Annotated in this window: 13 protein-coding genes and 3 pseudogenes; 8 read left to right on the forward strand and 8 right to left on the reverse strand. The window is 62.2% G+C overall.

Annotated elements, in window-relative coordinates:
• Both IQK56_RS27255 and IQK56_RS27260 read right to left on the reverse strand, forming a co-directional pair.
• Window positions 1-208: pseudogene (locus IQK56_RS27255) on the reverse strand (endonuclease/exonuclease/phosphatase family protein); the annotation flags it as partial.
• A gap of 40 nt (window positions 209-248) precedes the next feature.
• On the reverse strand, window positions 249-908 hold the full coding sequence (locus IQK56_RS27260) for a YciC family protein (RefSeq protein ID WP_122310067.1): 660 nt from the start codon (window positions 906-908) through the stop codon (window positions 249-251).
• 180 nt (window positions 909-1,088) lie between these two features.
• On the opposite strand from IQK56_RS27260, the gene IQK56_RS27265 reads away from it, so the two are divergent.
• The 3 genes from IQK56_RS27265 to IQK56_RS27275 all read left to right on the forward strand — a co-directional run bounded on the left by IQK56_RS27265 (window position 1,089) and on the right by IQK56_RS27275 (window position 3,063).
• Window positions 1,089-1,832 carry a DUF2076 domain-containing protein gene (locus IQK56_RS27265; protein WP_122310023.1) on the forward strand — a complete coding sequence of 248 codons (744 nt, stop codon included), beginning with the start codon at window positions 1,089-1,091 and terminating at the stop codon, window positions 1,830-1,832.
• Window positions 1,833-1,949: 117 nt separating this feature from the next.
• Complete coding sequence (locus tag IQK56_RS27270) at window positions 1,950-2,426, forward strand: LabA-like NYN domain-containing protein (protein WP_032884625.1); 477 nt, start codon at window positions 1,950-1,952, stop codon at window positions 2,424-2,426.
• A gap of 25 nt (window positions 2,427-2,451) precedes the next feature.
• Window positions 2,452-3,063, forward strand: a complete 612-nt coding sequence (locus IQK56_RS27275) for a 3'-5' exonuclease (protein WP_193862358.1) — start codon at window positions 2,452-2,454, stop codon at window positions 3,061-3,063.
• A gap of 123 nt (window positions 3,064-3,186) precedes the next feature.
• Here IQK56_RS27275 and IQK56_RS31555 read toward each other — a convergent pair.
• Both IQK56_RS31555 and IQK56_RS27280 read right to left on the reverse strand, forming a co-directional pair.
• Window positions 3,187-3,258: pseudogene (locus tag IQK56_RS31555) on the reverse strand (DUF3077 domain-containing protein); the annotation flags it as partial.
• Window positions 3,259-3,284: 26 nt separating this feature from the next.
• Entirely contained in the window at window positions 3,285-3,737 is a 453-nt protein-coding gene (locus tag IQK56_RS27280; protein WP_193862359.1) for an Lrp/AsnC family transcriptional regulator, read from the reverse strand.
• Window positions 3,738-3,898: 161 nt separating this feature from the next.
• On the opposite strand from IQK56_RS27280, the gene yedA reads away from it, so the two are divergent.
• Complete coding sequence (gene yedA / locus IQK56_RS27285) at window positions 3,899-4,795, forward strand: drug/metabolite exporter YedA (protein WP_122310033.1); 897 nt, start codon at window positions 3,899-3,901, stop codon at window positions 4,793-4,795.
• Between the two features lie 48 nt (window positions 4,796-4,843).
• Complete coding sequence (rhlE1, locus tag IQK56_RS27290) at window positions 4,844-6,181, forward strand: RNA helicase RhlE1 (protein ID WP_122310035.1); 1,338 nt, start codon at window positions 4,844-4,846, stop codon at window positions 6,179-6,181.
• Between the two features lie 123 nt (window positions 6,182-6,304).
• Here rhlE1 and IQK56_RS27295 read toward each other — a convergent pair whose 3' ends face one another.
• The gene (locus tag IQK56_RS27295; RefSeq protein WP_193862360.1) at window positions 6,305-7,531 is read right to left on the reverse strand and encodes a TIGR03862 family flavoprotein; all 1,227 of its coding nucleotides are present in this window, start codon (window positions 7,529-7,531) and stop codon (window positions 6,305-6,307) included.
• A gap of 171 nt (window positions 7,532-7,702) precedes the next feature.
• Window positions 7,703-8,623 (reverse strand): histone deacetylase family protein, encoded by a 921-nt coding sequence (locus IQK56_RS27300; protein ID WP_150677422.1) that lies wholly within the window; start codon window positions 8,621-8,623, stop codon window positions 7,703-7,705.
• 76 nt (window positions 8,624-8,699) lie between these two features.
• Here IQK56_RS27300 and IQK56_RS27305 point away from each other — a divergent pair, with 76 nt between their 5' ends.
• The 3 genes and pseudogenes from IQK56_RS27305 (at window position 8,700) to IQK56_RS27315 (ending at window position 10,771) form a co-directional block, all read left to right on the forward strand.
• Window positions 8,700-9,269 carry a GNAT family N-acetyltransferase gene (locus IQK56_RS27305; protein ID WP_150761876.1) on the forward strand — a complete coding sequence of 190 codons (570 nt, stop codon included), beginning with the start codon at window positions 8,700-8,702 and terminating at the stop codon, window positions 9,267-9,269.
• A gap of 37 nt (window positions 9,270-9,306) precedes the next feature.
• Window positions 9,307-10,176, forward strand: a complete 870-nt coding sequence (gene tesB, locus IQK56_RS27310; protein ID WP_099584710.1) for an acyl-CoA thioesterase II — start codon at window positions 9,307-9,309, stop codon at window positions 10,174-10,176.
• Window positions 10,173-10,771 (forward strand): annotated as a pseudogene (locus IQK56_RS27315) (HAD family hydrolase). Before tesB ends, IQK56_RS27315 begins: the two are co-directional and overlap by 4 nt.
• Before the next feature lie 58 nt (window positions 10,772-10,829).
• Here IQK56_RS27315 and IQK56_RS27320 read toward each other — a convergent pair.
• Together IQK56_RS27320 and IQK56_RS27325 are read right to left on the reverse strand one after the other, a co-directional pair.
• On the reverse strand, window positions 10,830-11,804 hold the full coding sequence (locus IQK56_RS27320; protein ID WP_150677424.1) for an alpha/beta hydrolase: 975 nt from the start codon (window positions 11,802-11,804) through the stop codon (window positions 10,830-10,832).
• Window positions 11,805-11,895, reverse strand: a 91-nt coding sequence (locus tag IQK56_RS27325; protein WP_193901893.1) for a neutral zinc metallopeptidase, incomplete at its 5' end; no start/stop codon positions are given.

Below are 11,895 nucleotides of genomic sequence, written 5' to 3' on the forward strand. Positions count from 1 at the left end.
CGTAGTTCTTGCCGGCCAGGTATTGCACGTTCCACGTCATGACCTTGAGCGCCTGCCCCGGCAGCAGCGTCGGCGCACGGGGCGCGACGCAGCTCACTGGCAAGGTTTCCTTGGGCGCGGGGCGCCAGGTCAGGCTGTAGATCAGGGCGGTGAGCACGCCTGCGATAATCAGCAGGCCCAGCAAGGTGATGCGCAATAAACGGGTCATCGGCTCGGCTTATAGCGTTTCAGGAGTGGCACGGAGCATATCACCGCGCGTCGGCATCGCCACCGATCAGCATGAATAAACGGAACAGCACCACACTGGTGAACAATTGCAGGAAGCTGTGGGCACTGTCCATCAACAGCCCCAGCAGCGGCGCCGGGTCGGGATAGGCCGCCACGCTGGCGCCTTTGAGCAGCCACAGCGGGGTCATGACGCACAGCAGGCACACCAGGATCCGCCAGAAATGCCCACGGGTCAGGCGCAAACTTTCCTTCATCGCCTCCAACGCCGACATGCCGCGCAGCACGAGCAGGTACTCGGCGAAGGCCAGCACCACCATCAGCCACAGGCCCGGCAGGAAATACAGCGACAGGCCCAGCAGGATCAGCAGCGTGCTCATGGCGGTCAGCAGCGCGAAACGCGGCCACAAGGCCAGCGCCATCGCCCACACATCCTTGGTGCGCGGCGACTCGCCACGGGTGCGCGCATCGAGAAACAGGATCAGGGCGCCGGTGTACAGCGGGTACACCAACAAACCCACCACCACGCTGTAGCCGGCAAACGCATCCGCGCCCAGCGTGTGGTCCAGTATCTGTTGCAGCAAGGCTTCGAGAATCACCAGCGGCAGGCACAACTGGACGATGGCGCCCAGGTTGCTGCGGGTAAAACGGAGGGAGTCGCGCAAGACGTCTAACGGATTCATCAGGTTCATCGCAGGCCTGGAAACAAGGGCGACACTTTAACCGATCACGGTCAGAGGGGCACAAACGTAAACCTTGAGTAAAGACCATTGAAACAACTCGTAACACCCCCATAACTGGAAGGCACCCGACCTGATCACAGGCGGGACCAGAATTTCTACCGGCAATCTAACGAGGTCGCCATGAACAGCGAAGAGCAAACCCTGATCGATGGACTGTTTTCACGGTTGCAGCAAGCCGAAACGGACTCAGCCCCCCGCGACGCCCAGGCCGAAGCGCGGATCAAGGAGCACATGACTCGCCAACCGGCCGCCGGGTACTACATGACCCAGTCGATCCTGGTGCAGGAACACGCGCTCAAGAGTCTCGACGCGCAGAACAAACAGCAGGCGCAGCAGATCCAGCAGTTGCAGGACGAGTTGCAACGGGCCAAATCCGCGCAACCGGCGGCGTCGAGCGGCGGTGGTTTCTTGTCGAGCATCTTTGGCGGCGGCGGTTCCCGCGACGCGCAACCGGCGCCGAGCGCACCGGGCAATGCGGGCGGCGGCTGGCGTGAACCGACGCGGCCTTCGTTCGGCGGCCAGCCCGCGCCGCAGCAAAACTATCAACAGCCCCAACAACCGGCCGCCGCCGCGCCAATGGGCAGTGGCTTCCTCGGCGGCGCGATGAAAACTGCCGCCGGTGTGGCGGGGGGTGTGTTGCTGGCCGAAGGCATCAGCAGCCTGTTCCATCACAACCAGCAACCGCAGGTGGTGGAAGAAATCATCGAGCAGCCGGCACCGGCCAGCGATCAAGGCGGCTGGGGCAATGATGACCAGAAATTTGCCGGCAATGACAACTGGGGCGGCAACAGCGCGGACAGTTTTGCCGACAGCGATTATTCCGACGATTCTTCGTCCTTTGGCGACGACGACTCCTTCGTCTGACACACCCGGTCCGGGGCGCTGCGGCGTCCCGGTCTGATTTTTTCCGGAAACTTTCTCGCGGCTGGCATACTGGCACCCTTTCCGGGCTCTGGCGCCTGGCTGTCATGAGGAAGTGCGGTGAAGAAAATTGCGGTGTTCGCCGATGTACAAAACCTCTACTACACCGTCCGCCAGGCGTACGGCTGCCACTTCAACTACGCCGCCCTCTGGGCAGACATCAGCTCCCGCGGGCAGATCGTCGAGGCGTACGCCTATGCCATCGACCGTGGCGACAGCAAGCAGCAGCAATTCCAGCAGATCCTGCGCAACCTGGGCTTTACGGTGAAACTCAAGCCGTACATCCAGCGCAGTGACGGCTCGGCCAAGGGCGACTGGGACGTGGGCATCACCCTCGACATCATGGACGCCGCGGACCACGTCGACGAAGTGGTGCTGGCCTCCGGTGACGGTGATTTCGACATGTTGCTCGAACGCATCATCCAAAAGCATGGGGTTGAAGCCGTGGCCTACGGCGTGCCGGGGCTGACGGCCAATTCACTGATACGCGCTGCCAGCCGCTACGTGCCGATCGAAGGCGCGTTGCTGCTCAAATAAATGCTCAGAGGGAGTTGGAACAGGTTTGGAACGTATAGCGGTCATCGACTTTGAAACCACCGGCATCACGCCGAGCAGCCACTGCCGGGCCACGGAAATTGCCGTGGTCATCCTTGAGCGTGGCCAGATCGTGGACCGCTACCAGAGCCTGATGAACGCAGGCGTGCGCGTGCCGGGCTTTATCGAGCAACTCACCGGCATCAGTAACGCCATGCTGCGCAGCGCCCCGCCAGCCGAGCGGGTGATGAACGAAGTGAATGAATTCGTCGGCACCACACCGCTGATGGCGCACAACGCCGCCTTCGACCAGAAGTTCTGGGACTTTGAACTCGGCCTGATCCGCCGCACCCGCCTGCAAAAATTCGCCTGTTCCCTGTTGCTGGCCCGCCGATTGATGCCGGCTGCGCCGAACCACAAGCTCGGCACGTTGAACTCATTCGCAAAACTGCCCCACACCGGCCAGGCCCACCGGGCGCTGGCGGATGCGGAGATGGCGGCCAACCTCACGGCGCACCTGGCCCAGGAACTGCGGCGTACTCATGGCTTGCGCGAGCTGTCCCACGACTTTCTGTGCAGCTTGCAGAAAGTGCCGGCGGCGAAGATCAATGAGCATCTGAAAAAACATCGCGGGTTCTGACAGAACAACGCCGCTTAAAATGTGGGAGAGGGCTTGCCCCCGATAGTGGTGTGTCAGTCGTTTTTTTGTAACTGACCCGCCGCTATCGGGGGCAAGCCCCCTCCCACATTGGTTATGCGGTGTTCATCGCGGCTGCACACACTCCAACGCCCGATCCACCACGCCCTTCGCCATCTCCACCAAATGCATCACTGCCCCCGATGACGGTAGATCAGTCACCATCAATTCCCATTAACGGCCAACTGCCCCAACGGCACCCGCCGTTCTATCGCGCTCGACAAGATGATCGAGGTCTTGCTGAAGCCAAACTTCGCCACCCGATTGATCAAGTTCTCCAGCTGCGGCATTGAGCCCACCGCCGCTTGCATGATCACGCACGGATCGCCCGTGACCCGGTGGCATTCGGTCAGTTCGGGGATTTCGGCCAATGCGTCGTAGGTCTTTTGGCTGCCGTGATTGGTCAGCCTCAGCTCAATTACACACTGGATCGGCAAACCGACCTTCGACATATCCACCTTGGCCTGGTAGCCGGTGATCACCCCGCTGGCTTCCAGCTTGGCCACGCGCTCGGCCACGGCCGGGGCGGAGAGGTTTACTGTGCGGGCCAGTTGCGCGTAGGACGCGCGGCCGTCTTCGAGCAGGGCGCTGAGGAGCATGCGGTCGTATTTGTCCATAATAAGGCTCCAGTAGCGGGTGGCTTTCGAAAGCATGGGTTATAGCCTTCATAACCATGGTTTGAAAAGTGTATGGGCGGTTTAAACAGGTTTTGTAACTTATGTTTAACGACCTGCCTTTTTAGAATAAGCGTCTCTTATATCTGCCTTCGAGCCGCCCCATGCCTGGCACACGTCGCTTTCCCTTACCGTTGATCGCCGCCTTTTTTGCGTTGTATGTGATCTGGGGGTCTACCTACCTGGTGATCCGCATCGGCGTCGAATACTGGCCGCCGCTGATGCTGGGTGGGATCCGCTTTCTGTTGGCCGGGGCGGCGATGTATGGCTTCCTGCGCTGGCGCGGGGCGCCGGCACCGACGTGGGAGCAGTGGAAGGCGGCCGCGAAGATCGGCATTTTGCTGCTGACCTTCGGTAACGGCGCGGTGAGCGTGGCCGAGCACACGGGGGTGTCGTCCGGTGTGGCTGCGCTGGCGGTGGCGACGGTGCCGCTGTTTACCTTGCTGTGCGGGTATTTCTGGGGCGCACGCAATACCCGCTTGGAATGGGCGGGTGTGATTCTGGGGATGGTCGGCATTGCTATGCTCAATATGGGCAGCACCTTGCAGTCGAGCCCGATGGGCGCGGCGTTGCTGCTGTTTGCAGCGGCGTCGTGGGCGTTTGGTTCGGTGTGGAGCCGGCGCCTGCCGCTGCCGCCGGGTGCCATGGCCAGTGCCGCGGAAATGCTGGTGGCCGGCGTGACGCTGTTGATCGCCAGTGCGCTCACCGGCGAACGCCTGCAAGCCATGCCGCCGCTGGAAGGCTGGCTGGCCCTGGCGTACCTGGCCGTGTTCGGCTCGATCATCGCGTTCAACGCCTATATGTACCTGCTCAAGCACGTCCGCCCAGCGGCGGCCACGAGTTATGCCTACGTCAACCCGGCGGTGGCGGTGTTGCTGGGGATTGTGTTCATTGGCGAGACGATCGGTCTGGAAGAAGCCTTGGCGATGCTGGTGATCATCAGCGCGGTGCTGTTGATCAGTCTGCCCCAGTGGCGAAAGCCCAAGCCGGAAATAAGGTAAACTGCCGCGCATTACGCCCTTGCGCTGAATTTTTCCTACGGTAAACACATGACTTTCGCCACACTTGGCCTGATCGAACCCTTGCTGCGCGCCCTTGAGACGCTTGGCTACCAGACCCCGACGCCGGTGCAGGCGCAAGCCATTCCGGCGGTGCTGGCCGGTCGCGACCTGATGGCTGCGGCCCAGACCGGCACCGGCAAGACCGCCGGTTTTGCCTTGCCGCTGCTGCAACTGCTGACCCTGGAAGGGCCGAAAGTCGCCGCCAACTCGGCGCGTGCGCTGATCTTGTGCCCGACCCGTGAACTGGCCGAGCAGGTGCACGCCAGCGTTGCCGAATATGCGCAAAACCTGCCGTTGACCACCTACGCGGTGTACGGCGGTGTGAGCATCAACCCGCAGATGATGAAGCTGCGCAAGGGCGTCGACATCCTGGTCGCCACCCCTGGCCGCCTGATCGACCTGTTCCGCCAGAACGCGCTGAAGCTCAATCAGCTGCAAACCCTGGTGCTGGACGAAGCCGACCGCATGCTCGACCTGGGCTTCTCCGAAGAGCTGGCGAACATCTACCGCATGCTGCCGAAAAAGCGCCAGACCTTGCTGTTCTCCGCGACTTTCTCCGATGAGATCCGCACGCTGGCCGGGCAGATGCTCAACGACCCGCTGAGCATCGAAGTCAGCCCGCGCAACGTCGCCGCCAACACCGTCAAGCAGTGGGTGGTGCCGGTGGACAAGAAGCGCAAGGCCGAGCTGTTTGTGCACTTGATGCGCAAAGGCCGCTGGAAGCAGGTGCTGGTGTTCGCCAAGACCCGCAACGGCGTGGATGCGCTGGTGGATAAGTTGCAGGGCCTGGGCATCAATGCCGACGGCATCCATGGCGACAAGCCCCAAGCCACGCGCCAGCGTGCGCTGGATCGCTTCAAGAGCAGCGAAGTGCAGATCCTCGTGGCCACCGACGTGGCGGCCCGTGGCCTGGATATCGAAGACCTGCCGATGGTGGTCAACTTCGACCTGCCGATCGTGGCTGAGGACTACATCCACCGTATCGGCCGTACCGGCCGTGCGGGTAACACCGGCGAGGCGATTTCCCTGGTGTGCGCCGATGAAGTGAACATGCTGTCAGCCATCGAGATGCTGACCCGTCAGACCCTGACCCGCAAGATGGAGCAGGACTTCGAACCGGAACACCGCGTGCCGGACACCGATGCCAGCGGGCAAGTGGTGAAAAAACCGAAAAAACCGAAGAAGCCTAAAACGTCCGGTGGCGGCGGCGGTAAGCGCAACCTGGGCAAGTGGGTGGACAGCGGGGAGTCGGCGCCAGTGGAGCCGTCGATCAAACCGGTGCGCAAGGTGCCTGTTTTTAATACCGGCCCGCGTAAGAAGAAGTGATTTTGCGGTGTAGCTGATGGCCCTATCGGGGGCAAGCCCCCTCCCACAATTTTGAATGTATTCACAAATCAAAATGTGGGAGGGGGCTTGCCCCCGATGGCGGCTTTGAACTCACCAAAAATCTCAGCGCTCAAGCCACTCCAACATCCCCCGCCCAGCCGCTCTGCCACTGGCAAAACACCCCGTCAGCAAATACCCCCCGGTTGGCGCTTCCCAATCCAGCATCTCCCCCGCACAAAACACCCCCGGCAATTGCTTGAGCATCAGTCGCTCATCCAGCGCCTCAAACGGCACGCCGCCTGCCGTACTGATCGCCTCGTCCATCGGCCGGGTCTTCACCAGCGTCAACGGCAAGGCCTTGATATCCACCGCCAGTTGCGCCGGATCATGGAAGTGATCGGCTGGCGCCAACTCACGTAACAACGCCGCCTTGACCCCATCCAGCCCCAACTGACTGTGCAAATGTTTGCTCATAGAGCGTGAACCGCGTGGCTTGGCCAGCGCTGCCTGCACCTTGTCCAGCGGCTTGCTCGGCAGCAAGTCGATATGCACGGTCGCTGAGCCCTCGCGGTTGATCGCCTCGCGGATCGGCGCCGACAGCGCATAGATCAGGCTGCCCTCGATACCGGTGGCGGTGATCACGCATTCGCCGAGCCGGGGTTTGTCATCCCCCCGCCCAATGGCGACGTTTTTCAACGGCGCGCCGGCGAATTTGCTGACCAGCAATTCGCTCCAGGCTGACACCTCGAAGCCGCAGTTACTCGGTTGCAGCGCCACGTAAGGCACGCCTTTGGCTTCCAGCAGTTGCAGCCAGGCACCGTCCGACCCCAGGCGCGACCAACTGCCGCCGCCGAGGGCCAGTAGCACGGCATCGCTGTGGACAGTCTTTTCGCCTTCGGGGCTGTGGATAAGTAAATCGCCCTCGGCATTCCAGCCGGTCCAGCGATGCCGGGTGTGGATAACCACGCCCTGGTCGCGCAGGCGCTTGAGCCAGGCGCGCAGCAAGGGGGCAGCTTTCATGTCTGTAGGAAACACCCGGCCCGAGGTGCCGACAAAGGTCTCGATACCCAGGCCATGAATCCATTCGCACAACGCGTCGGCACCAAACCCACGCAGCAACGGTGCCATCTGCGGCGCACGTTCGGCGTAGCGCGAGAGGAAGGCCGGGTAAGTCTCGGAGTGGGTGATGTTCATGCCGCCCACACCCGCCAGCAGGAATTTTCGCCCTACCGACGGCATGCCGTCATACAGCTCTACGTGCACCCCTGCCTGGCTCAAGACTTCGGCGGCCATCAGCCCGGCAGGGCCGCCGCCGATAATGGTGACGTGGTGAGGTGCGGTCTGAGGCATGGGCAAGGCTACGGTGAGGTGAATAGGCCGAGCATTCTACCCGACGTCGGCCTGGCTGCCTGATCAAAAAACGTACACTTTCCTACAAGCCTTATGGCTTATGGCTCTCAGCCGCTTACGCTCAAGTTATCCACAGGCCGTTCCACAGCCATTGTGGGTAACGCCCACCACTCAATGACAACCTGATGACGTCCACACCCGTTGCGCGCTGTGGTGCAGGATGCCGTGGCGGCGGGCGAGGGCCGGGCGGTCTTTGCTGTAGCCACCGCCGATCACGCCCATTACCGGAATGTCCCGGCCCAGGCAGTGACGCATCACGCTTTCATCGCGGGCGGCGACGCCTTCGTCTGTCAGCTTGAGGTAACCGAGGGCGTCATCCTTATGCACATCGACGCCGGCGTCGTACAGCACCAGGTCGGGCTGGTAGAGCGGCAGCAGGTAATTGAGGGCGTCGTCGACCACGCGCAGGTAGTCGGCATCGCCCATGCCCATGGGCAGCGGGATGTCCCAGTCGCTTTGGGCCTTGCGCGCCGGGAAGTTCTTTTCGCAGTGCAGCGACACGGTGATGGCATCCGGCGTGTCATGCAGGATGCGTGCGGTGCCATCGCCCTGGTGAACGTCGCAGTCGAAGATCAATACGCGGCTCACTCGACCGCTGGCCAGCAGGTAATGGCTGATCACCGCCAGGTCATTGAAGATGCAAAAGCCCGCCGGATAGTCGTAGTGGGCGTGGTGGGTGCCGCCTGCCAGGTGACAGGCGAGGCCGTGCTCCAGCGCTTGCTCCGCCGCCAGGATCGAACCGCCCACCGCCCGCACTGTGCGTCGGGCCAGGTCTTCGCTCCAGGGCAGGCCAAGGCGGCGTTGGTCTTCGCGGGACAATTCGCCGCTCATGTAGCGTGCGATATACCCAGGTTCATGGGCCAGGGCCAGGATCTCCGGTGGGCATAGCTCGGGGCGCAGCAACAGGCTGTCTTCGGTCAGCCCCGTGGACACCAGGTGGTCGCGCAACAGGCGGAATTTGTCCATGGGGAACCGGTGGTCCGCCGGGAACTCAGGGCTGTAGTCATCGTGGTAGATCAATGGCAAAGGCATGGGATTTTCTGACGGGAACCTGCGAAGGATCTTACCAGCGCTGTACACTCACGCACATGGCAAGGGGAGGGGACCCATGGAGCCGATACTCGAATTGGAAAGTGCACGCCTGGTGCTGCGCCAATGGCGCGACACGGACCTGCCGGACTTTGCGCGCATGTGCGCCGACCCGCAGGTAATGCGCTATTTCCCGGCCAGGCTGAGCCATCTGGAAAGCGCCGCGCTGATCGGGCGGATTCGCGGCCATTTTGCCGAATACGGCTTTGGTTTTTGGGCCTTGCAACGCAAGGACACCGGCGACTTCATCGGCCTGACCGGGCTGCAGCATGTCGGTTTTGACGCGGGGTTTACCCCCGCAGTGGAAATCGGCTGGCGCCTGGCCCGTGAGCATTGGGGCCTGGGTTATGCCAGTGAGGCGGCGTGGACCGCGTTGCGCTGTGGGTTCGACCGCTTGCAATTGGATGAGATTGTCGCCTTCACCACCGAACCCAATCTGCCATCACAAAAAGTCATGCAGGCCATCGGTATGCATTACGATCCCCAGGCCGATTTCGAACACCCCAAGGTCGCAGCCGATGACCCGCTGCGCCCACACGTTTTGTACCGCATCACCCGCGCCCAATGGTTGGACACGCTGCACGGATAGCAGCCCGGAATGCCCCATAGATTGTAGGAGTTGCTCTATGAGCCAAGTATTGGAAGATCTGGTGAACCTGCTGACCCTGGAGCCGATCGAGGAAAACCTCTTTCGCGGCCGCAGCCAGGACCTGGGTTTTCGCCAACTGTTCGGCGGCCAGGTGCTCGGCCAGTCGCTGTCGGCCGCCAGCCAGACCGTTGAAGAAGCGCGCCACGTGCATTCCCTGCACGGTTATTTCCTGCGCCCCGGCGATGCCGCATTGCCGGTGGTGTATTCGGTCGACCGTGTGCGTGATGGCGGCAGTTTCAGCACGCGCCGCGTGACCGCGATCCAGAAGGGCCATCCGATCTTCACCTGCACCACCTCGTTCCAGTACGACGAAGAAGGCTTCGAGCACCAGACCACCATGCCCGTGGTGGTCGGCCCGGAGAACCTGCCGTCGGAGCTGGAACTGACCCAGCAGCGCGCGCACCTGATCCCCGAGCACATGCGCGAGAAGCTGCTGTGCCCCAAGCCGATTGAAGTGCGCCCGGTCACCGAAAAAGACCCGTTCAACCCGCAGCCTTCCGATCCGGTCAAGTACGTGTGGTTTCGTGCCGACGGTGCTTTGGCCGACACACCGGCGCTGCATAAATACCTGCTGGCCTACGCCTCGGACTTCGGTCTGCTGACCACCTCGCTGCTGCCCCATGGCAAGACCGTGTGGCAGAAAGACATGCAGGTCGCCAGCCTTGACCACGCGTTGTGGTTCCACGCCGACCTGCGTGCCGACGACTGGTTGCTCTACGCCATGGACAGCCCTTGGGCCGGCAATTCCCGTGGGTTCTCCCGTGGCAGCGTGTACAACCGCGCCGGGCAACTGGTGGCCTCGGTGACCCAGGAAGGGTTGATCCGCCATCGCAAGGATTGGGCATGAGCCTGAGCAACATTAAGCACTGGGTGTTCGACATGGACGGCACCCTCACGGTGGCCGTGCATGACTTCGCGGCCATTCGCGTGGCGCTGGAAATCCCGGCCGAGGACGACATCCTCACGCACCTGGCGGCGTTGCCGGCGGATATCGCGGCGGCCAAACATGCCTGGTTGCTGGAGCACGAGCGCGAGCTGGCGCTGGGTTCGGTCGCGGCTGACGGTGCGGTAGAGCTGGTTCGTGAGCTGGCAGGGCGCGGTTACCGCCTGGGTATCCTGACCCGCAATGCGTGTGAGTTGGCGCATATCACCCTGGAGGCGATCGGTCTGGCGGACTGCTTTGCCGTCGAGGATGTGCTGGGCCGTGATGATGCGCCGCCTAAACCTGATCCAGGCGCCTGCTGAAACTGGCGCAGGCCTGGGATGTGTCGCCGAGCGCGATGGTGATGGTCGGCGATTATCGCTTCGACCTGGATTGCGGTCGGGCGGCGGGGACCAGGACGGTGTTGGTTAACCTGCCGGAGAACCCGTGGCCGGAGTTGGCGGATTGGCATGCGCAGGATTGTGCGGTCTTGCGGCAAATGATCCAGTCCAGACATTGAATATCAAATGTGGGAGGGGGCTTGCCCCTCCCACATTTCTATCCGGTCTCTTCAGTGACTACTTGGGAAACAACACCTTCTGCCCCTCGGGCGACGTAAACATCCCATCCCCGTTATGCCCAACCCCCGGCACTTCCACCAGCTTTTGAGTCAGCTGCGGATGCCGTTGCTTTAGGTAGTCAAAATAGTTGTGTCCACGTATCAGTCGATACGCGCCCTGTGTCTCGGCCTCACAGCTTTTATCCAGCGCCGGATGGTTCGGGTCGGTGTCTTGCTGGCCCAGCAGGTAGGTGATGTCCCGTGACACGTAAGCCTGTTCCAACTGCGCGGCGCCCCGGCCCTTGGCGTAGGCGGGCAGGTGTTGCAGGCCGTATTTCCAGTCGTTGAAACCGGGGCAGCTGGCAGTGTCGAACGGCACTGGCCGCTGCGGGCTGAAGTAGGCGTAGGACGAAGGATTGGCCACCACATACCGCAGGCGGATGCCTTCGTTCTGCAGGGTGGGGTGATCATGGCCGGTGAGGGCGAAGCGCTGCACCACTTGGCCACCGCCGGAATGGCCAGCGACGACGATGTCCTTCAAGGCCGGAAACAGGGTGCGGTTGCCCAGGTGCTTGATGATCTGGTCGAGGGCGCCGTATGAGCTGACCTGGCCGGGACCGGTGGAAGGCTCGCCGGCCATCCAGTCGTTGCCACTCCAGCGCAGGACTTGCCCGTCCAAGTGGTTGCGCTTCACATCAGAAGCATTCAGAAACTGCGGCGCTATCACCAGGGTGCTCGCGCCCACACCTGCATGCTCGGCGGCATCGACACCACTTTGCAGGTAGGTTTGCGCATTGCGCAGCCGGCCATGCACGATGATCAACACGCGGGAGACGTTGGGCAGCGGCTGGCGCCAGTCCTGGCTTACGCCGAGGCTGAGGTCGCCGGCGTCCAGGTGGAAACGCGCAGGGCTGACGACGCTGACGCCGTGTTCAGCCGCCAGGGTTGAACACGACACTAATAAGCCCAGCAGCCAGCCCCATTGTTTATTCATTTAGAGACTCTTGGCTGTGAAGGTGTCGCACTGCGTGATTTGGCCCTGGGCGAAGCCGGTCTTGAACCAGCGAACCCGCTGCGCCGAGGTG

It is taken from the genome of Pseudomonas cyclaminis (genome assembly GCF_015163715.1).
GTDB classification, from domain to species: domain Bacteria; phylum Pseudomonadota; class Gammaproteobacteria; order Pseudomonadales; family Pseudomonadaceae; genus Aquipseudomonas; species Aquipseudomonas cyclaminis.